The 23,437-nt window shown below is 59.8% G+C and carries 16 protein-coding genes and 1 pseudogene; 10 read left to right on the top strand and 7 right to left on the bottom strand.

Annotation, left to right across the window (positions count from 1 at the left end; all coding sequences use genetic code 11):
• Window positions 1–231 (bottom strand): transposase (locus tag GA0061102_RS05435; protein WP_139115032.1); only part of this gene is annotated, 231 nt, incomplete at its 3' end.
• Between the two features lie 420 nt (window positions 232–651).
• On the opposite strand from GA0061102_RS05435, the gene GA0061102_RS05430 reads away from it, so the two are divergent.
• Window positions 652–9,159 carry a glycoside hydrolase family 94 protein gene (locus GA0061102_RS05430; protein WP_092844757.1) on the top strand — a complete coding sequence of 2,836 codons (8,508 nt, stop codon included), beginning with the start codon at window positions 652–654 and terminating at the stop codon, window positions 9,157–9,159.
• A 122-nt stretch (window positions 9,160–9,281) separates the two neighbouring features.
• Here GA0061102_RS05430 and GA0061102_RS05425 read toward each other — a convergent pair whose 3' ends face one another.
• Window positions 9,282–9,440 carry a hypothetical protein gene (locus tag GA0061102_RS05425; protein WP_167667894.1) on the bottom strand — a complete coding sequence of 53 codons (159 nt, stop codon included), beginning with the start codon at window positions 9,438–9,440 and terminating at the stop codon, window positions 9,282–9,284.
• A 184-nt stretch (window positions 9,441–9,624) separates the two neighbouring features.
• On the bottom strand, window positions 9,625–10,083 hold the full coding sequence (locus tag GA0061102_RS05420; protein ID WP_092844753.1) for a DUF1801 domain-containing protein: 459 nt from the start codon (window positions 10,081–10,083) through the stop codon (window positions 9,625–9,627).
• 149 nt (window positions 10,084–10,232) lie between these two features.
• Between GA0061102_RS05420 and greA the strand changes: the two genes are divergently transcribed.
• From greA to GA0061102_RS05405, 3 genes are all read left to right on the top strand, one after another.
• Window positions 10,233–10,715: a transcription elongation factor GreA gene (gene greA, locus GA0061102_RS05415; RefSeq protein ID WP_092844751.1), complete on the top strand. Its 483-nt coding sequence runs from the start codon at window positions 10,233–10,235 to the stop codon at window positions 10,713–10,715.
• A 283-nt stretch (window positions 10,716–10,998) separates the two neighbouring features.
• Window positions 10,999–12,099 carry a porin gene (locus tag GA0061102_RS05410; RefSeq protein WP_092844749.1) on the top strand — a complete coding sequence of 367 codons (1,101 nt, stop codon included), beginning with the start codon at window positions 10,999–11,001 and terminating at the stop codon, window positions 12,097–12,099.
• A 297-nt stretch (window positions 12,100–12,396) separates the two neighbouring features.
• On the top strand, window positions 12,397–12,708 hold the full coding sequence (locus GA0061102_RS05405) for a hypothetical protein (RefSeq protein WP_092844747.1): 312 nt from the start codon (window positions 12,397–12,399) through the stop codon (window positions 12,706–12,708).
• 125 nt (window positions 12,709–12,833) lie between these two features.
• On the opposite strand, the gene GA0061102_RS05400 is transcribed toward GA0061102_RS05405, so the two are convergent.
• Window positions 12,834–13,625 carry a L,D-transpeptidase gene (locus GA0061102_RS05400; RefSeq protein WP_092844745.1) on the bottom strand — a complete coding sequence of 264 codons (792 nt, stop codon included), beginning with the start codon at window positions 13,623–13,625 and terminating at the stop codon, window positions 12,834–12,836.
• A 326-nt stretch (window positions 13,626–13,951) separates the two neighbouring features.
• Here GA0061102_RS05400 and GA0061102_RS05395 point away from each other — a divergent pair, with 326 nt between their 5' ends.
• The 3 genes and pseudogenes from GA0061102_RS05395 to GA0061102_RS33410 form a co-directional block, all read left to right on the top strand.
• Window positions 13,952–14,626, top strand: coding sequence for a response regulator transcription factor (locus tag GA0061102_RS05395; protein WP_092844743.1), 675 nt, complete (start codon window positions 13,952–13,954; stop codon window positions 14,624–14,626).
• A complete protein-coding gene (locus tag GA0061102_RS05390) occupies window positions 14,623–16,080 on the top strand; it encodes a sensor histidine kinase (protein WP_092844741.1) in 1,458 nt (485 codons plus the stop codon). The genes GA0061102_RS05395 and GA0061102_RS05390 overlap by 4 nt, the downstream gene beginning before the upstream one ends.
• Window positions 16,081–16,368: 288 nt before the next feature.
• Window positions 16,369–16,601: pseudogene (locus tag GA0061102_RS33410) on the top strand (type II toxin-antitoxin system RelE/ParE family toxin); the annotation flags it as partial.
• Between the two features lie 24 nt (window positions 16,602–16,625).
• Here GA0061102_RS33410 and GA0061102_RS05380 read toward each other — a convergent pair.
• Window positions 16,626–17,267: a transglutaminase-like cysteine peptidase gene (locus GA0061102_RS05380; RefSeq protein ID WP_092844740.1), complete on the bottom strand. Its 642-nt coding sequence runs from the start codon at window positions 17,265–17,267 to the stop codon at window positions 16,626–16,628.
• A 677-nt stretch (window positions 17,268–17,944) separates the two neighbouring features.
• The gene (locus tag GA0061102_RS05375; protein ID WP_425348514.1) at window positions 17,945–19,156 is read right to left on the bottom strand and encodes an MFS transporter; all 1,212 of its coding nucleotides are present in this window, start codon (window positions 19,154–19,156) and stop codon (window positions 17,945–17,947) included.
• A 79-nt stretch (window positions 19,157–19,235) separates the two neighbouring features.
• Between GA0061102_RS05375 and GA0061102_RS05370 the strand changes: the two genes are divergently transcribed.
• On the top strand, window positions 19,236–20,042 hold the full coding sequence (locus GA0061102_RS05370) for an AraC family transcriptional regulator (protein ID WP_092844736.1): 807 nt from the start codon (window positions 19,236–19,238) through the stop codon (window positions 20,040–20,042).
• A gap of 16 nt (window positions 20,043–20,058) precedes the next feature.
• Here GA0061102_RS05370 and GA0061102_RS05365 read toward each other — a convergent pair whose 3' ends face one another.
• Window positions 20,059–20,685, bottom strand: coding sequence for a LysE family translocator (locus tag GA0061102_RS05365; RefSeq protein ID WP_208858610.1), 627 nt, complete (start codon window positions 20,683–20,685; stop codon window positions 20,059–20,061).
• Window positions 20,686–21,262: 577 nt separating this feature from the next.
• On the opposite strand from GA0061102_RS05365, the gene GA0061102_RS05355 reads away from it, so the two are divergent.
• Together GA0061102_RS05355 and GA0061102_RS05350 are read left to right on the top strand one after the other, a co-directional pair.
• Window positions 21,263–22,165: a LysR family transcriptional regulator gene (locus GA0061102_RS05355; protein WP_159432145.1), complete on the top strand. Its 903-nt coding sequence runs from the start codon at window positions 21,263–21,265 to the stop codon at window positions 22,163–22,165.
• 124 nt (window positions 22,166–22,289) lie between these two features.
• On the top strand, window positions 22,290–23,435 hold the full coding sequence (locus GA0061102_RS05350) for a TIGR03364 family FAD-dependent oxidoreductase (RefSeq protein WP_092844732.1): 1,146 nt from the start codon (window positions 22,290–22,292) through the stop codon (window positions 23,433–23,435).
• The last annotated feature ends 2 nt before the right edge of the window (window positions 23,436–23,437 follow it).

Genomic DNA, 23,437 nt, shown 5'->3' with positions numbered 1-23,437 from the left:
GCGCACCTCGTTGAAATAGCCGTAGATGTAGAGCTTCAGCAGATCACGCGGATCGTAGGGGGGACGACCTGTCGAGGCCTCAACCGCTCGCCTGAATCCGAGCTGCGCAACATCAAGCCCATCGACAAAGGCATCGATCACCCGCACCGCAGCATCTGCCGCAACGTAATCCTCGATCCGGGCTGGCAACAGCGACGTCTGACCCCGATCAGTCCCTGAAATGTATCCCATGAAAATGGCCGCATCGTTTCCAATGCGGCCACCTTAATTGATTTGCCGGACTTCTCACACAGGCTGAATTGGGGGCCTTTTCTATGTCTTTAGCAGAATTGGATCGCGGCAGCGGCGGCATGCTACTCGCGTCAGCGGCCGGCAGCTCAACTTGCCAGGTGGCGCCAAGCACGGCGTATCGCGCCAACTCCTCATTCTTGCTTGTTAAATAAATATCTTGATTAATCGCGCGTTCATTTTGAAGCCGCTATTGAGAAGCGTTAACTGTTTCCAACATCTCATGTCTGAACTTAGCTATTTCCCTTCATGCCAATGAAGAACCCGAACACGAAACGCTAGCTCCCAACTGCGCACCTTGTTTGGTTAGAATACACGGTCGGATATGATCTCGATAATGATCTCAATAGAAGAGCAGATGCTATGGTGCCTCAAAATTCAGCGGGCGGTTCGACCGCACAGGCCAAATCGCCTCACACGGATCTCGACTTCGGGATTCGCTCTCCTCTTTTATCGAATGATCAGCTGAGAGCGAAGGCCACGCAGTTTGCGGAACGCCGGCAGCTTGACGTCACGAGCTTCGAAAATTTCGATTTCTTCCAGAGACATCGCGAAAACGAGAGCGAGATCCTGCGGGTCTACAAATCCGCAGCGGCAGATGTCGACGCGGGCGAAAGCATCACGCCGGCGACGGAATGGTTGCTCGACAACCACTACATCGTCGAGGAGGCGATCCAGGAAGTCCGTCGCGACTTCCCGAAGAAATTCTATCGCGAGCTGCGCACCATCAAGCTGAATGGGGTCGATGTCCCCCGCACCCTGGCACTCGCCTGGCTGTACATGGCGCATGCCCACAGCAATATCAGCAATGCAGGCATGGCGGCCGCGACCGAAGGTTTCCAGGACGTACAGACCCTGCATATCGGCGAACTCTGGGCGCTGCCGTCGCTCGTTCGCTACGTGCTGATCGACAATCTCAGGCGCGTTGCGACACGGATCGACAAGAGCCGCGAGATGCGCGGCATCGCCAACGATGCCGCCAACAAGGCAATCGCTCTCGGAGACGCCAAATCCGTCGAATTCCTGGAGACGCTGGCCGCCAATCTCAGCGATTCGACCTTCGTCACCCAGCTGCATTACCGCCTGCGCAACGCCCTTGAGCCCACCGAGGCTGCGCTTGGCTGGCTGGAGGCAAAGCTTGCCGCCAACGGTGCCGATGCCGAAACCGTCATGTCGGTCGAGCAGAGCCGGCTTGCGGCCGGCAATACGCTGATGGGCAGCATCATCAAGAGCCTCAGGGAGATCAACGATACCGATTGGTCGACCTGGGTCGAAGAGGTCAGCAAGATCGACAAGCTTCTGTGGAAGCAGACGGATTATGCCGAACTCGACTCCGGCTCGCGCAATTCCTATCGCCGTCAGATCGAAAAGCTCGCAAAACGCAGCGAGAAAACGGAGCTCGATATCGCAGAAGTGGCAATCCAGCTCGCCGAGCGCGCAAGCGCCAGTAGCAAGGATGCTTCGTCCGCAGCCAACAACGTCGGCTATTTCCTGGTCGGTGCGGGACGTCCCGCGCTTGAGGCGGAGATCGGCTTCCGCAAACCGCTCGGCGTTCGGTTCATGCGGGCGATCCGCCGTTTGAACTGGCTTGCGATCGCCATACCTGTGCTCACCCTGACGCTGCTGGCGCTGATTGCCGTTGGCGGCGTTTTCGTCAGCACGGGCATTCCCCTTGTCGCGACGATCGTTCTTCTGCTGGCATTCGCGCTTCCGGCCTCGGAAGGCGCGACAGGTCTCTTCAACTTTTTCGCCACCTTCTTCATCGCCCCTGATCGCCTGATCGGCTACGAATTCAAGAAGGGCTTGCCGGCAGAGGCCCGCACGCTCGTCACCATTCCGAGCCTCATCGGCAAACGCGAGCATGTGGACGAATTGATCCGCAATCTCGAAGTTCATTATCTCGCCAACCCGCGCGGCGAAATCTACTACGCCCTGCTCAGCGACTGGCCCGATAGCCAGGAAGAACAGAACGCGCGTGATCTTGAAGTTCTCGACTACGCACGTCGCCAGATGGCCAATCTGGATGCGCGCTATGCCGAGAACGGCAAGCAGCGCTTCTACCTCCTGCACCGTCGTCGCCTCTACAATGAGGCCGAAGGCGCTTGGATGGGCTGGGAGCGCAAGCGCGGCAAGCTGCATGAACTGAACATGCTGCTGCGCGGCGATCCGAACACGACCTTCCTTCCCGGTGCCGATACTGTGCCGCAGGACGTGAAATACGTCATGACCCTGGATAGCGACACGCGCATCATTCGCGATACGGTGACCAAGCTCGTCGGCAAGCTGCATCATCCGATCAACCGTCCGGTTTTCGATGCCAAGAGCCAGCGCGTCGTCGACGGCTATAGCGTCCTGCAGCCGCGTGTCACGCCGTCGCTGACGACGGGCAAGGATGCGTCGGCCTTCCAGCGCATCTTCTCGGTCAATCGCGGCCTCGACCCCTACGTCTTTGCGGTCTCCGACGTCTATCAGGACATCACCGGCGAAGGCACCTTCACAGGCAAAGGCCTCTATCACGTCGACGCTTTCGAAGCCTCGCTGAAGGGCAGGATCGCCGAAAACTCGGTGCTGAGCCACGACTTGCTCGAAGGCTCGATGGCCCGCTGCGCCCTGGTGACCGACTGCGAACTCGTCGAGGATTTCCCCATCCGCTACGAAGTGGAAGTCTCGCGCCAGCATCGCTGGGCTCGGGGCGACTGGCAGCTTCTTCCTTATATCTTCGATCCGAAGCGTGGCGTGACGGCGCTCGGCCGCTGGAAGATGGCCGACAATCTGCGCCGTTCGCTGACGCCGATCGCCTGGTTCCTGGCGTCCGCTCTCGGCTGGTACTGGATGAGCCCGCTTGGCGCGCTCCTCTGGCAGATCGTGTTGATCTTCAGCCTGTTCGTGGCGCCGACGCTGTCTTTGATCAACGGCATCATCCCGCGCACGAGCGACATCATCCTGGGCGCGCATCTGCATATGGTCTGGACCGATATCCAGAATGCGAACGCCCAGGTCGCGTTGCGTGTCGTCTTCATTGCCGACAGCGCATGCGTCATGGCCGATGCCATCCTCCGCTCGCTCTATCGTCTCTTCGTCAGCCACAAGCTGATGCTGCAATGGCGCACCGCCGCAAGCGCCCAGGCCTCGGCGCAGACCACCGTCCTTGGCCACTACAAGGTCATGTGGCGCGCTCCCGTGCTTGCCATTCTCGCGCTGCTTTTCGCCATGTATTCCGGCGACAGCGCCTATCTGGTCGGAGTTCCCTTCATCATTCTCTGGGTGCTGTCGCCCATGATCGCCTGGATCGTCAGCCAGACGGCGGAGACCGAAGACCGGCTGGTCGTTCCCGACAAGGTCAGGAGCGAGCTTCGCAAGATTGCACGGCGGACCTGGCGCTACTTCGACAATTTCGTCGTGCCCGGCCAGCACTATCTGCCGCCCGATAACGTGCAGCAGACGCCGCATGCGGTCGTCGCTATGCGGACGTCGCCGACCAATATCGGCGTCTATCTTCTGTCGGTGATCTCGGCGCGCCAGTTCGGCTGGATTTCGTTCGAGGAGGCGGTCAAGCGCATCGAGCAGACGATCGACACCACCGAGAAGCTCGAAAAATACCGTGGCCACCTCTTCAACTGGTATCATACCGATACGCTGAAGCCGCTCGGCCGCAAATATGTTTCGTCTGTCGATAGCGGCAACCTCGCCGGCCATCTGATCGCGGTCGGTTCCGCCTGCCGCAGTTGGGCACAGTCGCCTACGGCTCAGCTTCACGGCAGTCTCGATGGTATCGGTGATATTGTCGGTATTCTTCGCGAAGTTCTTGCCGAGCTTGCGGACGACAACAAGATAAGTCGCGACCTTCGGGATCGGGTCGACGAGCGGATCGCTGCTCTCGAAAACACGCTTGCCGCTGCCAAGCAGAAGAAGGAATTCTCTCTGGCCGCCATCGAACGGCTGGTGGAGGACGCCCGTGAGATCAGCAAGCGCGCCGCCGATCTCGACCAGCAGGTCAAGACCGCGCGGAGTGAGGAAGTCGTCTATTGGGCCGGCAGGCTCGTGGCGACCTGCGAGCTACATCTGGTCGACAATGCGCTTGATCAGGCGAAGATCGACGCCATCTCCGAAAGGCTGATTGCCGTCGGCGCCCGCGCCCGCGATATCGCCTTCGCCATGGACTTCAGCTTCCTCTTCCGTCCGGAGCGTCGCCTATTGTCGATCGGTTTCCGGGTCGAGACCGAAGAGGTCGATGCCGCATGTTATGACTTGCTTGCATCCGAGGCACGCCTGACCAGCCTCTTTGCTGTCGCGAAGGGCGATCTACCGACCGAACATTGGTACAAGCTCGGACGCCATGTCGTTCCAGTGGGGCCGCGCGGCGCGCTGGTCTCCTGGTCGGGTTCGATGTTCGAATACCTGATGCCGCCGCTCGTCATGCAGGAGCGCCAGGGCGGCATCCTCAATCAGACCAACAATCTGATCGTCCAGGAACAGATGAATTACGCCAAGCGCCTCGGCGTTGGCATCCCGTGGGGCATCTCGGAAGCGGCGTTCAATGCCCGCGACCACCAGATGAATTATCAGTACAGCAATTTCGGCGTACCGACGCTCGGCCTGAAGCGCGGTCTCGGCCAGAATGCTGTCATCGCGCCCTACGCTTCGCTGCTTGCAAGCCAGTACAATCCGATTGCCGCGCTTGAGAACCTCGAAAAGCTAAAGGCCGTCGGTGCGCTCGGCATGTACGGCTTCCACGATGCCGTCGATTTCACGCCGAGCCGCGTGCCGGAAGGCAAGAAGTGTGCGGTTGTCTACAACTACTATGCCCACCATCATGGCATGTCGATCGCAGCCGTCGCCAACGTCGCTTTCGACGGGCTTCTGCGCGAGCTCTTCCACGCCGATCCGGTGATCGAGGCAGCCGAGCTGCTGCTGCAGGAAAAGGCGCCGCGCGACATCCCGGTCATGGCCTCCAAGCACGAGACCGATGCTCCGGCAACCATCCAGGGCGATCTCATGCGCCCAGAGGTGCGTCGCGTCGAAGATCCGGCCTCTCGCGAGCGGGAATTGCTGCTGCTCTCCAATGGCCGCTATTCGACCATGCTGACGGCGACCGGCGCCGGCTACACCCGCTGGAACAACCTTTCCATCAATCGCTGGCGTGCCGATCCGACGGAAGACCGCTGGGGTTCCTTCATCTTCCTGCGGGACACTGCGTCGCATGAATGGTGGTCCGCCACCGCCGAGCCGCGCTCGATTGCCAACGAGCACGTTCGCGTCACCTTCAGCGACGACAAGGCTGAATTCGTCAAGACTGTCGGCGAATTGACCAGCGAAATGGAAGTCTTCATCGCGAGTGATCACGATGCGGAAGGCCGCCGTCTGACGATTACCAATTCCGGCACGGAAGACCGGGTGATCGAGATTACCTCCTATATGGAGCCGGTTGCCACGCTCGATATCGTCGATACGGGGCATCCTGTCTTCGCCCGCATGTTTGTGCATACCGAGATCGCCGGCCGTGGCGACGCCATTTTCGTCGAGCGCCGCAAGCGCGGCGTGACCGATCCGGAAGTTGCGATCGCGCAGCTTGTGGTGGATGGTAGCGGCGGAGACGGCCCGACCCAGTTCGAAACTGACCGCATGCGTTTCCTCGGCAGGGGACGCACGTTGACGGAAGCCGCCGCCTTTGACGAAGGCGCCACGCTTTCAGGCACGGATGGCTTCACCATGGATGCCTGCGTCTCGCTGCGTCGCGTCGTGCGCATTCCGGCCGGCCAGAAGGTCAGCCTGGTCTTCTGGACCATTGCGGCCGGAAGCCGGGCGGAGCTCGAGACAGCGGTGGAGCATTATCGCCAACCGGACAGCTTTGCCCAAGGCCTCGTCCAGGCGTGGACCCGGACCCAGAAGCAGCTGCGCCAGATCGGTGTCAACTCCAAGGAAGCGGCCGCCTATCAGCGCTTTGCCCGCTACATCGTCTATCCCGAGATGTCGCTGCGGGCGGACAAGCAGACGGTTCGTGCCGGGCTCCGGTCTCAGTCGGTTCTCTGGGGCGCGACCCTCTCCGGCGACGCGCCGATCATGGCCTTGCGCATCACCGACGAGCTCGGCACCGATCTCGTCAAGGAATTGCTGCGCGCTCAAGGCTTCCTGCAATCGCGCGGCGTCGAGGTCGATCTCGTGATCTTCAACGAGCGCACCGGCGAGGACGCCTCGGAGATGCAGCGCACGATCGATCAGCTCTGCGATGGCGCGCGCCATGCAAGCGAGGCCGCCGGCATTCAGCGCAACATCTACGTCATTCGCAAGGATATGACCGCGCCCGACGTCTATGATGCGATCATCGCGTCGTCGCGCATCGTGCTGCGTGGACGGGACGGAAGCTTGAACGATCAGCTGGAACGGGCTCGGTCGGTCGCAGGATCGCCGGCGCTGCTTGGCCAGTGGGGCGATTCCACCCTCGTGCCGAGAATGACACGCAGCAAGGACGCGCCGACAAACGGCGATGGCAGCGATCTCACATTCTGGAACGGCTATGGCGGCTTCGCTAGTGATGGTAGCGAGTATGTCGTGCGCCTTTCAGGCGGCGAGCAAACGCCGCACCCGTGGGTCAACATCATGGCCAATGAGAGCTTCGGCTTCCATGTCTCGGCCGAAGGTGCCGCCTTCACCTGGAGCCAGAACTCCCGCGACCATCAGCTGACGCCCTGGACCAACGACATGGTCATCAACAGGCCCGGCGAAGCCTTCTACCTCAAAGATCTCGACCGCGGTTCGGTTATCGTTCCCTATGCTGCCTTGGCACAGAATTCAGATACGAGCTTCGAGGTCCGTCACGGCCTGGGCTATTCGGTCTTCTCGACCGTCCAGGACGAGATTGCGCTGGACGTCACTCAGACGCTTGACATGCAGAAGCCGGTTAAGCTGACGCAGCTTCGCATTCGCAACACTGCGAGCGTCGCCCGCAAGCTTCGTCTCTACGGTTATGCCGAATGGATTCTCGGCAACAACCCGACTAAGAGCAAGCCGTTCATCGTCTCCGAATTCGATCGGGAGAGCGGCGTGATCTTCGCGAACAATCCGTTCAGCGTCGATTTTGGCGGGCGCGTGGCGTCCTTTGCGGCGAGCGAAAAGCCCTCGAGTGTTTCCGGCAGCCGCCGCGAATTCATCGGCCGCCACGGAACGATCCAGCAGCCTCGCAAGGTTTCGGCGGGCTCGCGCCTGTCTGATGTGATCGAGCTTGATGGGGATCCGGCAGCGGCGATGGCCTTCGATCTGACGATCGAGCCGGGCGAAGAGCGCGCCATCTGCTTCTATATGGGCGATGCCGGCTCGCGCGAGGAATCGGCCGCGCTCATAGCCGATATCCGCTCCGTCAGCTTCGAGGAAGTGCTCGGCAAGACCAAAGGCTACTGGAAGACGTTTACGGGCAAGACGCGTGTTTCGACCCCGGATCAGCGCTTCGATTTCATGGTCAATAACTGGCTGCCCTATCAGACGCTTAGCTGCCGCATCATGGCGCGTACCGCCTTCTACCAGTCGAGCGGCGCCTGGGGTCTGCGCGACCAGTTGCAGGATTCTCTGGCCTTCATGCTGCATTCGCCAGAGATTGCCCGCAAGCAAATCCTCAATACCGGCCGTCGCCAGTTTGCGAAGGGTGACTTCCAGCACTGGTGGCTGGCCGATAGCGGTGCCGGCGTCAGGACGAATATTTCGGACGATCCCGTCTGGCTCGCCTATGCGGTCGACCAATATTGCACGGCGACCGGCGATATGGCGATCTTCGACGAGATGCTGCCCTTCGTCGAAGGGGCTGAGCTTAGCCCCGGCCAGTATGACGCGTTCCTCGTGCCGCGTGTCTCCTCCGAGAACGCATCGCTCTACGAGCATGCCGCCCTTGGCCTCGACCTGGCAATCAAGCGCTCGGGCGTAAATGGCCTACCGCTGATGATGAGCGGCGACTGGTGCGACAAGATGGATCGCGTCGGCATCGATGGCCGTGGCGAGAGCGTCTGGCTCGGCTGGTTCCTGGCTGGTTCGCTTCGCCAGTTCATCGGCTATGCCGAGGCGCGCGGCGACACGCAGCGCGTTAGCCGCTGGTCGGAACACCTGACCAAGCTGAAGGAAGCGCTCGAAACTGCCGGCTGGGATGGCGACTACTATCGTCGCGGCTATTACGACAACGGTGCGCCGCTCGGCTCCAGCCAGTCCGATCAGGCAAAGATCGACTCGATCGCCCAGTCGTGGAGCGTTCTGTCCGGCGAGGGCAATCCGGAGCGCAGCGAGATGGCAATGAATGCCGTTCTCGAAAAGCTCGCGGATAAGGAAGGCGGGTTCATCCGGTTGCTCACGCCGCCCTTCTCGAAGCCGGCCAACGATCCCGGCGTCATCAAGGCCTATCCCCCGGGCGTTCGCGAAAACGGCGGACAGTATACTCATGCCGCCGTATGGACCACGCTCGCCTTCGCGCGCATGGGCCGGTCGGAAGATGCCTGGCGCTGCTTTGAAATGCTCAACCCGATCAATCATTCGCTCGATAAATCGGCGGCGGATGTCTACCGCGTCGAGCCCTACGTGATTGCCGGCGACGTCTATGGCGAGGGCGCTCTCAAGGGTCGCGGCGGATGGAGCTGGTACACCGGCTCGGGCGGCTGGCTCTATCGTACGGCGATAGAGGGCATCCTCGGCGTGCGCGTCGAGAACGGTCATCTCCATGTAAGGCCGGCGCTGCCGGCAAAGTGGGACAACTTCTCGGCGGATCTCGATTTGCCAAGCGGCAAATACCAGGTGTCGGTTTCGAAGGACGCCGCGGGAGACCGATATTCGGTGACGGTCAATGGCGTCGCCCTCGATCATCTCAATGAGGGATATCGGCTCGGGTCCGCGCACTAGCAAATGCATTTGGCAAAAGGCCGCCTGGTGAAAACCGGGCGGCCTTTTGTCGTTGAATGCCGGCAATCCGGCAGCCCATCGCGCACCAGTGCGATTGCTCTGGCCGCCATCCGTCCGATTTTTCAGAGCGCAATGCCGAAGCGAGTGGCAAAAAGCGATTTGAGGCGGATGACGTCCTGCGGAATAATCGCGGCATCGATCAGGGATATCCGGCTGTCGATATAGTGCTGCGGCGCGTAGATATGCCGACAGCCGGCCGGACAGGTTGTGGCGATCATCATGTCAAGCGAAACGGAGAGGCAAGCATACAAGGCCGATCGACCACCGCGCCAGTTTCAACGATTGGCACGGCATTAGAAATGCAGGCAGGTCGGCCTGCTGGGTGATTGCAACTTCCGACGGATGCTGCGCAATCGCGCAGGAAATCCCAAGAAATGTCCGTAACGGCGTCCCGGCTGCTGGCCGCTACATCCGCTCGCCGGGTAATTGGCTCGCCTGTTTCACCCAATCGGCAAGCCGTACCTCGTCGATCGGATCACCCTCATGGATGTTGAGATAGCGTGTCTGCTCGCTTTTGGAGTCGCCCGGTGGAATTGGTTGAAGCGACGTGCCGCGGAAGAAGGCGACTTTCACATATTTCGCGAAGCAATGAATGCCGAGAAACCAGCCATCGCCCTCGATGCCGTAGAGCGGAGAATTCCATTTGACCGCCTTCTGTACATCGGGGACAGCTCTGGTGATGAGCGCATCGAGGTGGCGGCCGACATCGTTTTTCCAGCCCGGCATGGCCGCGATGTATGCCTGCACCGGTCCGTCGCCATAACGCTTAGCGATCTGCGGATTACCGCCTGAAAGTAGTGTGGGGCCTGATGCGGCCTGTTCGGGCTCGGCCGTCATTTCTGACTTGGATGTTCTCTTCGCCATTGCTTTTCTCCGCGGCTGCCGTCGGGTCTATGGTATAAACCTGATTTGGTATTCGATCCTCATTGTTCCAGGGAGGCCATGGGCCTTGCTGGCCAATGAGGCGCATATCCATCTGCGATCAAAGCGTAGCGCCGAAGTGGAGTTAGAAATTGAGCACAGCGTTCATGAAGGAAGAAAGTGCCGAAACGGCTGCGGAAACCCTGCTGCCGGATCGGGCTATCTCACCGCATCCGAACCTTGTGACCGAGGCTGGATTGAAGGCACTGGAGCAACAGCTCCAGCAGGCACGCGAGGCCTATGAAGCGACGAACGGGATCGAAGACGTCAACGAGCGCCGGCGGCAGGCCGCCATTCCCTTGCGCGATGTGCGCTACCTCGTCGAAAGGGTGCGAACTGCCGAAGTCATGCCGGCCCCGGCCTCCGCAGATGTCGTCGCTTTCGGGAGCACGGTGACCTATAGCCGCGAAGACGGACGCGTTCAGAAATATCGTATCGTGGGTGAGGACGAGGCCGACCCTAAGGCCGGGTCGATTTCTTACGTATCCCCTGTGGCAAGGCTCCTGATGGGCAAGTCTGTGGGCGATCTCGCCACACTCGGCAACGAAGAGCTGGAAATCACAGCGATCGAATAGGACCTTCGTCGCGGAATATTGCGGCCCTCGGACCTGCGACTTCGTCGTTGACGGGCAAACGAAGGCTTTGCTTCCTCCCGAGACATGCGCTGTTTCAGCAACACAACATATGTACGCGCCGTCACATTTTGTCACATTTCATTAGCTCCTTGTAAAAGGCCAGCTCCGAACGCATCGTGCCGTTGGGAGGCGAAGCGCCATGCTTCGAGATTGGCACTGAACTTGACGTCGAGAGGCCCCAGGTTTGTTCATCGCGCAAGTTCATTTGACGAATGGAGTTACCATGAACATCAAGAGCTTGCTTATCGGCTCCGCTGCTGCGTTCAGCGTAGTATCCGGCGCTCACGCGGCCGACGCCATCGTCGCCGCCGAGCCGGAACCGTTGGAATATGTTCGTATTTGTGATGCTTTCGGCGCTGGCTACTTCTTCATTCCCGGCACCGAAACCTGCCTCAGAGTGGGCGGCAAGGTGCGCACGGAAGGGCAGTGGAAGGACCCTTACAATCGAAGCAGCAGCTTTGGCACAAAGTGGCATACCCGCGCCGAGCTGAACCTCAACACCGCTACCGACACTGAATACGGTCCGTTGAAGACCGAGACCATTGTTCGCTGGGACTGGAACGACGGCAACGCCACCAGCACCAACCTCTTGTGGGCCTATATCACGCTTGGCGGCTTCACCGTCGGTAAGACAGACTCGCAATACAACCAGTTCATCGGCTATGCCGGCGATGTGATTCAGGACGACGTCATTTATGACGGCCCCTACGAACTCAACCAGTTGACGTACAACTACGACAGCGGCACCGGCTTTACCGGCGTCATTTCGCTCGAAGACAGCAATTCCGGATCCACCACCAGCGCTTATGGCGGAAGCTGGCAATTGTCGGAGGCCAACCACTACGCTCCGAATGTCGTTGCCGGCCTGGGCTACAAGGCTGGCGCTTGGCAGTTCCGCGTCGTCGGCGGTTATGACTCCATCGTCGAGGAAGGTGCCGTCAAGGCTCGTATCGATGCCGATTTCGGCGTGTTCTCCGCCTTCCTGATGGGGGGCTGGAACACTGATGGCAGCAAGCTCAACCAGTATGCCGGATCGAACCAGAACGTTTCGGCCTGCACGACCTCTTCCGGTGTTGTTCATGGCGCAGATTGCGGCTGGGGTGATTGGGCTGTCTGGGGCGGCGTCGGGGTTCCGATCAACGACAAGCTGAAGTGGAACGTCCAGCTCGCTTATACCGACTCCAAGATCTTCGAAGCGACCACGAACGTAAAGTTCAATCCGGTCAAGAACCTGCTGATCGAGCCGGAAGTGACCTATGTTCACTACGATCTTCCGGGTGACGATTCCTTCTCGGGCATCCTGCGCTTCGAACGGACTTTCTAACCCTATTCGGTTTGGTTCAATCTCCAATCTGAGATTAGGCCCGGTATGTGCACCGGGCCTTTTGTATTCCATTAGAAGCAATTGAAAATCCTGCCCGGCCTACGCTCTGCAACAGATGGGAGTGGCCCGAGGCAGTCTTCCGCTTGACCGTGTGGGGTGATGTATTCGTGGGTAATCAGCCATGGCAGCTGCTTGCAGTTCAGCGAAAAGGAAGCCGGCTCACAGTCATAAATGTGATGCTAATGATGGGATATGTCACCTCCTAGCGTCGTTCAGTGCCGACTAAAGGAAGCCCTCATGAAGATGATCATCATACTTGCCGCAATCGGAATGATTTCCACAGATGCCATGGCGATGTCGGCCCACGATTCCAAGTCGATGACTTGCTCTGCCGTCCACGAAAAGGTGTCACAGGAAGACTCAATAGTCCTGAGATACCCGTCGCATCATCCAGGCCTGATGATGTATTACCGAACCGTTTCCAATTCGATGTCGTGCCTCGGCCAGGGTGTTATGGCCAGCGCCAGCGTCCCGACAAGTGACGAGCCGAGCTGCAAGATAAAAACCTGCAGCTTCACCACGGGCAAAGGCCCGAACAAGAACCACTGAACAAACGGCGAGCAGACCTCTGCCATCAGGCGTAAGAAAGCTCCCTGAAGTCTGCTGTTGCAACAACATCCTGGCAGGAGAGGCGGCGGCCGGAGATCGCCGCCCGTCTGATTATCCGCGCATTCTCAGGCCGCAGTTCCGGGTAGTGGCGTCTGATAGACAACGATCCGGGCATGGTATGGGACCCGTTCGTAGAGGTCGATCGCGTCCTGGTTGATAAGCCTGACGCAGCCGGAAGACGTTGCCTTGCCGATTGATTTCCAATCCGGCGTGCCGTGCAGGCGGTAGAGCGTGTCCTTGCCGTTCTGGAAAATGTAAAGCGCGCGGGCTCCGAGAGGATTTTTCAACCCCGGCGCCATGCCGCCATTGGCGACGGAGAATTTTGCGAGGCCCGGTTGGCGGGCAATCATATCCGACGGCGGCTTCCAGCGAGGCCAATGCTGACGCCAGTGGATGGTGCCTTCCCCCTTCCAGGCGAAACCTTCACGGCCAATCCCCACACCGTAGCGTATCGCCTTGCCGCCCGGCTGTACCAGGTAGAGGAAGCGCGATGCCGTGTCGACGACAACGGTTCCGGCAGGCTCGCCAGTCGGGTCCGTGACTTGCTGGCGATAATATTTCGGATCGATCTTTTGGTAGGGAATCGCAGGGATCGTGAAATCGCCATCCTGGAGCTGCGCATAACGCGCGGCGATTTCAGGGGAAACTGCGGGAGCGGAGGCGACCTCGGGAGTGACTTCCGGCTCTACGAGCGGCTTCGGCGATGGAGTGACCGGTAGCGGTGTCTGTAGCTGTGCTTGCTCACCGGGAGCTCCTTGCGCGCCGGGCACTGTGGAGCAGCCGGCCAGCGTAGCAGAAGCTGCCAGCGAGCCGAAAATGAAAGTTCGGCGGGATAAGGAGGATGAAATGCGGCTCATGAGGATTGCGATGGCGTTGTTAACGAATAAGGCGGGCGGGTGAATCTGTCGCCCGACCCGTAGATTTGATTTGTGGCTGGATTAGACCAACAAAAGGTGGAATGGCAAGTCCTTAACAACTTTTAAGCAGTCTGACCAAGTTGTGAACGCAGGCTCGGCGTACCGCTCTTCGGTCTCGCCTTGAACGCCGGATCTTCATCCAATCGATATCGCTCGGATCCCACCTTGCGCTCTATACGGGAAGCGCACATGTAATGTTTCGGCAATCTTTGGCATGTCAGTGGGGAAGGGGATGGCAGGGTGCTGTCTTCTTTATGGAGAGGCCATTGCGGATCTTGCTACTTGAGGATGAACCAGAGATGGCTCAGGCTTTGCTTGAGGCGCTGAGGCGCCGCGATGTGCTTGCCGACCATGTCCGCACGATCGCGGATGCCGATGCCATGGCCCGCGTCGGCACCTATGATGTTCTGGTCCTGGATCGCCGTCTGCCGGATGGCGAAGGCCTGGACCTGGTCGCAGCGCTTCGGCAACGCAAGCATTCGGTGCCGATTCTTGTCTTGACCGCTCTCGGCAGCGTCGATCACCGCGTCGATGGGCTGGACAGCGGCGCCGACGACTATCTAGCCAAACCCTTCGCAATCGAGGAGCTGCTTGCCCGGTTGCGGGCGCTCCAGAGGCGAGGCCCCACGCTCTCCGACAAATATCTGGATTTCGGCAATCTGAGCGTCGATCCCCGGAGCAACGAGGTCTCCATTGCGGGGTCGGTGATCGAGTTCCCACGACGGGAATATCTGGTGCTGGAGGCATTGATGCGCCGCCCGAACCGCATCGTCACGAGGTCTAACTTGATCGAGTCGGTCTATGCATTGGAAGACGAAATCGGGTCGAATGCGCTCGATGCCCATATTTCACGAATCCGAAAGAAGCTTGTTATGGCCGGAGCCGCGGTCGAGATAAGAGCTGTGCGAAACATCGGCTATTTGATCCGGGCGAAGGCATGAAGGCAGAACGCAGCCGATCGTTGCGATGGGGGCTGATAAAGCGCCTGATCCCATTGCAGGCATTTCTTCTCGTTCTCTTTGTCGTCCTTCTCGTCGGCTGGATCTGGATCATCAATCCGGAGCTGGAAGACGGCAATGAACAGGCCGTTCGCATCGTTGCGGAACATGTGGCAAGGGATACTGACGGCCGGCTGCAGGTGATCGAGGCGCTCGAGATCACGGAGCTGAAGCGTCGTTCTCCTGAACTGTGGTTCATCATTCGCGACGCCGATGGGTCCATCTTCCAATATGGAGAGGCGCCAGCGGCCCCGCTCAGGGAAAGCTTTCCCCGGACGATCGATCGGGCGAGGGTGGAGGTTGGCAACGGAACCCATGCCACACTCGAAAACCGGGACACGCCGATCGGCAAGCTTCAATTCGTCGCCGCGACCGAACGGGGCTTTCCCAATGAGGGTCTCAATGTCTGGATCAACATCCGCGTCGACGTCGCGAAGGATGCTGATGGGCAAACCCCCTGGTTTAGTGTCTTGCCGGCTGTGGGATTCATTATTCTCATTGCTGTCGTGCCCATGCTCGCGCTTACGGGGGTGGCCACTTTGCTCGTGACGCCGCGTGCCGTTGGTCGATCATTGAGTGGGCTGGTGGAAACGGCAACAAAGGCACAGACGATCGACTTCGATACCCGGTCTGCCCGCCTCGATCGCTCGAAAGTGCCGAACGAGATCATCCCACTGGTGGATGCGTTCAACCAGGCCCTTTCCAAGCTCGACGAAGGTTATAATCGACACAATCGCTTTCTCGCCGATGCGGCTCACGAGCTGAGGACGCCCATCGCGATCGCGCGAACTCGAGCCGATCTCCTTCCCGAGGCCGAGGTCAGTCAGCAGCTTCGAGGCGATATCGACCGCCTTTCGCGCGTTGCCCATCAGCTTCTGGAGATGCAGGCCATAGGCGTGGTCGAGTTGCGCGCGGAACGGAAGGACCTGAACGTGTTGGTCGAAAACATCGCCGTTGATCTTGCCCCGATCGCAATGGATGTCGGTTATGATTTCGAATTCGAACCCAGCCCGGAGGAGGCCGTCTTCGTCATCCAGACGTCGACGATCGAAATGGCGGTGGTGAACCTCATTCGAAACGCGATCGACCATGCCGGCGGCAAGGGCGCGATCGTCGTCAAGGTCGGCGCCGCCGGCACGATCGATGTTTGCGATCAGGGCCTGGGCATACCGCCGTCGGAGCGCGACCGCGTTTTCGAACCATTCCGCCGCATCAACACCAGCTCGTCCGGCGCCGGCCTCGGTTTGAACCTGGTCAAGCGAGCCGCTGAAATTCACGGCGGCAGAGTGTCGTTTTTCGACACCAATCACGGTTTTTGCGTGCGGCTGGAGATCAGATCGATCGCCCCGTCGGTGGTGGTCGATGCCGATCGACGAGGCGGCAAGAGCCGGCGATGAATGCCCTTGAATGGCTTCGACAGGCACACCGTGTGGTCTGCTATGGCGAATGGGGCTTTTGTCAATGCAGCTAAGGCGATTCTATCGCCCTAGCTGGCTACAGAGGGCAAAGCCTCCGATTTCGGCCTCGCAATGGTTCGCTGGATCATGGGGGGCGATCACAACAGGGTTGCAATTCCTGAACGATCATTGGCAGGCTGCGCGTGCTTTAGGAGGGATTTAGCAAAGCCTGCAATCCGGCGAGCTGATAGCGCCAGAAGACGGCATACGTCCGACGACACCTGGGCGCGTGCGGCTGACCGGATTCGTCAGCTCCGCCTCGATATTGAGCGCCTGGTCGAAACACCTTACATCGGCACATCGCGGCCGGATATTCACTCCGGCATCCGCTTTCTGCGACGGGACAGGGCCGTTATCTGGTTTCTACCGGCGGAGGAGCGGCAGACGATTACCGTTGCTGCCATTTTTTCGGTGGCCAGGATCATATCAGGCATATGCTGGCGCGCATGCTGCAAGGGTAGAGGCTACAATAGCAGCCTCTCAGCCTAGTTCATCGCACTCGCCACGACCATCGGCTTCTGGATGATGTCAACCCAACGGCCGGTGTCATTGATCGCCTGGCGCTTGAGGAAGTGATACGGCGTCTGCGTCCAGCTTTTCACCTGGTCGCTCAGATTATCGAGAATGAAGTCGCCGCGATCGGTGCGCACCGTGACGACGGCGTGACCCTCGCCATTGGGAAGGCGCACCACGGTGATCAGCAGGTTGGCAAGCGATATGCCCTTTTCCATCAGCTCGCGGCGCTTCTCGAGAGCGTAATGCTCGCAATTGCCCATGCCGTCGTCAGGATAGTTCCAGTATTGCACCACGCCGTAGTGATCGAAATCGCTGATGGGCTTGACCCATTTGTTGACTGAGGCATTGACCTCGACAATCTCGTCCCAGGTCTTTTGGGTGATCTTGACGGGACGCAAGTCGCTCGGATGGATCGAGCATTCGTCTGGCCGCCGCTGGCAAAAATCATAATGTCCTATCGGCTGAGAGGTTATCGAACCTGTCGACATGACCGGGCTTGGAGCAGCCGAGGCGCCTGCCTCCCAGGCGATTACCGTGCTTGCGAAAATCAAGGCAGAAAGAATGCTCTTGCCGACAGAAAAGAGCTTGGCTGGCCGGACGACGCAAAACATACAAACGCCTTTGCCCAAAGGAACAGTGTTAACGAACTGTTAAGTTTTGCAGGCGGTGAAGTCAATTTGGCCCGTCGCCGAGCGGCGCCAAATCTTAATAGATGGTTAACGGCAAGGGCGCTCTGGGCGCGATCGTTGCGGGCCTCGTCCGTAGGTGGCGATAGACACGACCGTAGACGCTGCTGCGCCTGAATTGGCTGACGGGGCGAAAGAGGCGGTTGGACATCCGACTGCAGGTCGCCGTGGCGGAGTGGCCGGAGCCGTTCGCCGAGAAGCTGGATCGCGGGGGGCTGCGGCCGACCTCGGCGTGTGTTCGCTTATCAAAGGTAGTTCGAGGCAGCTTCTTCCTCGAAAGGCCCTGAATTACGCCTCAAACCAACCTAATAGGCCCTGAATCCAAGACCTTTCGAATTTTCTTATCGACAGCCAATCTCTTGCCGCAATCGGCGGGCAATAGCGCCGCCTCCAGCAGGTTCGGCCTGCGAGGAATGCAGGACCGGACGCGGAAGCGTTCCAATTACGAGGAGCGAACCCCCTTTCGCGGGCCGGTCCCGTTGACCCAAGCAAAATCATTTGGCGGCTTGAGGATCGACGGCTGTCTCGTTGCCGTTGCCGGTCGCGTATGCGCCAGACAGGTTTGCCGAGCTGAGTAAGCCCCTCACAGCCGCGGCCCGCCTTCAGTCCTCGACATTTGGAAGCAGGATCGTCAAAAGCCCGATCAGCGGCAGGAATGCGCAAAGCTCGAACACGAACTCGATGCTGGTCCGGTCCGCCAGGGCCCCAAGGGCGGCAGCTCCGATGCCGCCCATGCCGAAGGCGAAGCCGAAGAACAGGCCCGAGACCATGCCGACGCGGCCGGGCATCAACTCCTGCGCATAGACGACGATTGCCGAAAATGCCGAGGCGATGACGGTGCCGATGATGGCGCTGAGGATAACCGTGACTTCCAGGCTGGCATGCGGCAGGACGATCGTGAACGGCAATATGCCGAGGATCGAGCCCCAGATGACTTTCTTGCGGCCGATGCGATCGCCCACGGGGCCGCCGATCATGGTGCCGAAAGCGACGGCGGCGAAGAAGACGAACTGGCAGAGCTGCGCCGACCGTTCGGAAAGCCCGAACCGGTCCATCAGGTAGAAATTGTAGTAGCTGGTGAAGCTCGCTAGATAGAAGTATTTCGAGAAAATCAACGCGATCAGCACGGCGATGGCAATGCCGACACGGGTACGCGACAGGCTCAGCGCCTTGTGCTTCCTGCCGGATTTGGCCGGAGCGCGAAGGCTTTGCCCATGCATCTGATACCAACGGTCGAGACCGCTGAGAATGAGGATGCCGATGAATGCGAGAATGGCAAGCAAGGCCATGCCGCGTTGCCCATGCGGCAGGATGAAGAAGGCCGCCAGCAATGGGCCGAGCGACGTGCCGAAATTGCCGCCAACCTGAAACACGGATTGTGCAAAACCATGCTTGCCGCCGGATGCCAAGCGCGCGATGCGCGACGCTTCCGGATGGAAGATCGAGGAGCCGAATCCGAGCAGGACCGCGCCCATCACTAGAACCGAATAGTTCGGTGCGAACCCCAGCGTCACCATGCCAGCGCAACTGCAGGCCATGCCGAAGGGAAGGGAATAAGGCTGCGGCTTGCCGTCGGTGTACCATCCGACGAAGGGCTGCAGGATCGATGCGGTCACCTGATAGACGAAGGTCAGCACGCCGAGCTGGGCAAAGCTCAGGGCAAAGCCGGTTTTCAGCACCGGATAGCTTGCGGGCAGCAGGGACTGCGTCACATCGTTGATGAAATGGCCGAGACTGGCGACCAGCAGGATCGGGTATATGGTGGTAGCCGCGCGGGGCGCGTTCATGACCTGGCTCATGGCACTCGCTTTCAATTCGTCTTCTGCGCTGATATTGAAAGAGCCGATCGCCCGCCACCGCGATTAGGCGCAATTATTACGAGACTGGGCCAAAATGGTCAGGAACAGCCGGATTGATCCTTTCATTGATGTCGAGCGACCGCTCCTGGCGCTCGGCAACGAATACGCGGATGGGCATCGCGTCGATCCGCATCAGCATCGCCGTGCGCAACTGCTCTACGGTTTTTCCGGCGTGGTGCTGGCGACCACTCCGAACGGTACGCACGTCATGCCGCCGGAAAGGGGCATGTGGATTCCTCCCGGCGTCACCCACAGCGTCCGCATGCTCGGCAATGTCAGCATGCGCAGCATCTATATCGAGCCGCACGCCATAGAAACGATGCCGGATCACTGCCAGGTAGTTGAAATATCGCCGTTGCTGCGGGCCTTGATTGCCGAAGCCGTCGATATTCCGGTCGAATATGATCCGAACGACCGCTCCGGGGCGCTGATGGCGCTGCTTCTGCATGAACTTGCCCGACTGAAGCCGCTGCCGCTTTCCCTGCCTTTGCCGCGGAACCCTATGCTTGCGCAGAAATGCCAGGACTTCCTGCTTCATCCGACTGCGCATGATACGATCGATACCTGGGCGAAGCATCTGAGCATGAGCCGGCGTGCGTTCACGCGGATGTTTCGCCTGGAAACGGGCCTGAGCCTCGTCGAATGGCGCCAGCAGGCTTGTCTGCACGCAGCGCTACCGCGGCTTGTCGCCGGCACGCCAGTGACGACAATCGCACTGGATCTCGGCTACAAGAACCCGGCTGCTTTCACATCGATGTTCAAGCGCGCCTTTGGCTATGCGCCGAGAGAAATCGCCCGCCGGCAGGAGTTATATGATACCCCGCGGGACGATCGTCGCTGAGGTCGGTGGAGCCTAGTCACTGCTGCTGCAGAGCAAGCCTTAAGCCAACGGCCATGTAGATCGCCCCGACGATCTTTCCCTGCCACCGGCCAACCTTGCTATTACGGCGAAGCCAGCCGCTGATCGAACCCGCTCCGACCGCCAGAAGCGACGTCACACATATGCTGAGCCCGACAAAGATGGCGCCCAGCAGGGCAAATTGTCCGATGACCGACCCGCTTTCCGGGTGGATGAACTGCGGCAGGAAGGCCAGGAAAAACAGCGCAGTCTTGGGGTTGAGTATTTCGGTAAAGAACCCCTGCCGAAAGGCGCGCATGGGGGTCATTGACTGCGCCGTCGGCATGTCCAGGCTCTCGGCCTTCTCGCGGAAAGCCTTGAACCCGAGATAGATCAGATAGGCAACGCCAGCATATTTGACGATCTCAAACGCCAGCGCCGACGTGGCTAGCAAAGCCGACAATCCGAACGTTGCCATCATCGTGTGGAAGAGATCGCCGACGGCAATGCCGAGGCCGGTCGCAAGTCCCGTTCGCCTGCCGTCGCTGACGGCCCTTGCCAATGTCAGGAGGGTCGCCGGTCCAGGAATGACCATCAGCCCCAGCACGACGGCAATGTAGGTTGTCAAAACACCGAGGCTGATCATCGATCTCTCACAATTCGGAAGGTTTGTCGCGAGAGCGGCGCTTCTGCCCCAGTTCCCCGCGGAACCGGAGGCTAGACGCTTCCGCCGCTGTCCGCAACGGTTGTCTTCCGAAATCCGTCCGGTTGGGCGGCACGGTTTGACGGGGCGCGTCATCGCATTCTTGATGCCGCACTCCTTTAATGCGTGTGGCGAGGCGAAGCTGCCGAGATTACAAAGTGAGACGATGAGGGCAATGTCGCTTGCCGCGCCGACGCCGCCCATATGGCGGGTCGGCAGGCTCCAGAACACGCCGCCTTCACCCTCAGCTTCGTGTTGTCGATGAGTGAACTGGGGGCGATGGTGATGATCTATCCCCAGGCTGGGTCACCTTGCCGGTCAATATCTTCGTGCTTTCGGATCGCGGCGCCATCTTCGATGCCGCAACGCCGACGATGATCCTTGGTGCGGCGACGTTGATCGTGCTTTGGCGACTGTCGCGTCGCTGACATGTTTTGCGTTCGATGGAAGCGAGTTGCCACGGTGGATTCAGCGACCTATTGAAGTATATCCATGCGAATTCAGGATGGGACTATCGAGAATGCCGTCTGTTACGCTTGCGCAAATGAAGGCCGTCGAAGCACTGGCACGCACTGGAAAGTTCTCGCGTGCAGCCGAGGATCTGGGGATCAGCCAACCCTCGGTTTCCACACAGGTTCAGTCCTTCGAGGAGTTGTGTCGTACCCGCGTCTTCATCCGTGATGGTCACAATGTCAGCGTGGCGCCGTCGGCGATGGATTTGATCGCCAAGATCAGGGTTACACTGAAATGCCTCAATGAGGTCGATCGCGTGATTGCCGACACGACGTCGCTGAACACCGGCACGATCTCTATCGGCTTCAGCGCCCATCGGCTCATCATGCCGGTCCTTACGGCATTCGTTCGGCAATTCCCATCCTTGCGCCTGACGACGCGCGGCGGGCCGTCGCTTGAGCTTGCCGATGCGGTGCTGCGCGGCGAACTCGATGTCGCCACTATTTCGCAGGTCGCGCCGGATAGCCGTTTCTCATCGCTCTTGCTGCATCAATCCCGCGTGGCGATCTATGGCCGCAGGGGAGATCGCAGGCTGGAGAAGGGCCGGCTCGCGCTCGCCGATCTCGACGGTCAGGATATGGTCCTGTGGAACAAAGCTTCCGGCACTCGCACGCTGCTGGAAGACGCTGCCGGTAAGCTGGGTATCGGGCTGAGGCCGGTTCTCGAAGTAGCAACGCTTGACGTCGCCTATGCCGCCGCCGCTGCCGGCATCGGTTTGGCGATTTCCATCGAAGGCGAAGTTTCATCAGATGATCATATCGAGGTCGTGCCGCTGGTGGAGCCGGAGCTGGCCATCGGACACTACCTCGTCACCCTGCCGGAATGCCGCGACCACGCCGCCATCCAGGCCTTCTTTGATGTTGCCAAGGAACACGCGTTTGAAGTCGGTGGCGGCTTGCCTTCGGTTTGAATCTATATTCATAGGAAAATCATATATTTTATGAGAATTTATAATTTCGCCATATGATTTCGCTAGACTCTGCCCTATAGACTGACGGCCACGGCTCAGGGCCTGCCGAAGAAAGGATGATGTGATGGCGAATGGATATGATCTTGCGGTTGTCGGTGCAGGAATTGTCGGCATCGGCGTGGCGCTGGCCGCCGTGCGTCAGGGCAAGAAGGTCGTCGTCATCGAACGCAATGCCAAGGCAGTCGGTGCCTCCATTCGCAATTTCGGTTTCATCACGGTTTCCGGGCAGAAAGCCGGTGCCCATTGGGAGCGCGCCATGCGTGCTCGCGACATTTGGGCTGGGATCGTCGACGAAGCGGGCATCGCCATCATCCATCACGGGTTGGTGATGCCGGCGCGGCGTTCCGAGGCCGCCGTCGTATCAGATGCCTTTCTCAAGACGCCGATGGGCGAAAAGTGCCGCCTGATGACCAAGGCCGAAGCCGGCGATCTCGTGCCGAGCCTGCGTCTGGATGGTGTCGAGACGGTTCTTTACAGCCCGCATGAGTTGCGGGTCGAATCCTCCGAAGCGCTGCCGAAACTCGCTGCCTGGCTCGAGGCTCGGCACAAGGTCGACTTCCTTTGGAATACGGCCGTTCGGAGCATCGAAGGGACGCGGATCGAGACGAGCCACGGCACGGTCGAGGCGGATGCGATGGTCGTCTGCCCCGGTGATGATTTCTCGACGCTCTTCCCCGATGTCATCGCCAAGCATTCGCTGACGATCTGCACGCTGCAGATGCTGCGGGTCGCGCCCGCCCAGCCGAGCCGGTTCGGTGCTGCTGTCATGTCGGATATGAGTCTTGCCCGCTATGAAGGTTTTGCCGCCCTGCCGGAGGCGGAAGCGCTTGGAAGGCGGCTAGATCTCGAAGAGGCCGAAAGCCGCGCCGCCGGCATTCATCTGATCGCCGTCCAATCGGCCGATGGCTCGCTCGTCGTGGGCGACAGCCATGTCTATGGCAATGCGCAGCAGCCCTTCGCCAGCGAGCGCTTCGACCGGCTGATCCTCGACGAGTTCGACCGGGTGTTCGACCTTCCGGGCCGCACGGTCGTCAATCGCTGGATCGGCACCTATGCCTCCTCGAAGGAGCGGACGGTGCTGGTGGAGCGCCCCGCAGACCATATCCGTCTCGTCATGGTGACGGGCGGAACAGGCGCGTCGACCGGCTTCGCCTTGGGCGAGCAGGTCATCGAGGATCTCTATGCTTCAACATCTCGTTCTTGGGAGTGAAA

Origin of the sequence: Martinezella miluonensis (assembly GCF_900094545.1) — a bacterium.
Taxonomy (GTDB): Bacteria; Pseudomonadota; Alphaproteobacteria; order Rhizobiales; family Rhizobiaceae; genus Rhizobium; species Rhizobium miluonense.
This window is presented reverse-complemented; position numbering and strand designations above follow the sequence as displayed.

What these genes read in the sequence shown, in the direction of transcription:
- GA0061102_RS05370 (WP_092844736.1), top strand. Translation starts at nt 19,236, where the DNA reads ATGGTCAGGAACAGCCGGATTGATCCTTTCATTGATGTCGAGCGACCG.
- GA0061102_RS05390 (WP_092844741.1), top strand. Translation starts at nt 14,623, where the DNA reads ATGAAGGCAGAACGCAGCCGATCGTTGCGATGGGGGCTGATAAAGCGC.
- GA0061102_RS05365 (WP_208858610.1), bottom strand. Translation starts at nt 20,685, where the DNA reads ATGATCAGCCTCGGTGTTTTGACAACCTACATTGCCGTCGTGCTGGGG.
- GA0061102_RS05405 (WP_092844747.1), top strand. Translation starts at nt 12,397, where the DNA reads ATGAAGATGATCATCATACTTGCCGCAATCGGAATGATTTCCACAGAT.
- GA0061102_RS05380 (WP_092844740.1), bottom strand. Translation starts at nt 17,267, where the DNA reads ATGTTTTGCGTCGTCCGGCCAGCCAAGCTCTTTTCTGTCGGCAAGAGC.
- GA0061102_RS05410 (WP_092844749.1), top strand. Translation starts at nt 10,999, where the DNA reads ATGAACATCAAGAGCTTGCTTATCGGCTCCGCTGCTGCGTTCAGCGTA.
- GA0061102_RS05420 (WP_092844753.1), bottom strand. Translation starts at nt 10,083, where the DNA reads ATGGCGAAGAGAACATCCAAGTCAGAAATGACGGCCGAGCCCGAACAG.
- GA0061102_RS05400 (WP_092844745.1), bottom strand. Translation starts at nt 13,625, where the DNA reads ATGAGCCGCATTTCATCCTCCTTATCCCGCCGAACTTTCATTTTCGGC.
- GA0061102_RS05355 (WP_159432145.1), top strand. Translation starts at nt 21,263, where the DNA reads ATGCCGTCTGTTACGCTTGCGCAAATGAAGGCCGTCGAAGCACTGGCA.
- GA0061102_RS05425 (WP_167667894.1), bottom strand. Translation starts at nt 9,440, where the DNA reads ATGATGATCGCCACAACCTGTCCGGCCGGCTGTCGGCATATCTACGCG.
- GA0061102_RS05430 (WP_092844757.1), top strand. Translation starts at nt 652, where the DNA reads ATGGTGCCTCAAAATTCAGCGGGCGGTTCGACCGCACAGGCCAAATCG.
- GA0061102_RS05350 (WP_092844732.1), top strand. Translation starts at nt 22,290, where the DNA reads ATGGCGAATGGATATGATCTTGCGGTTGTCGGTGCAGGAATTGTCGGC.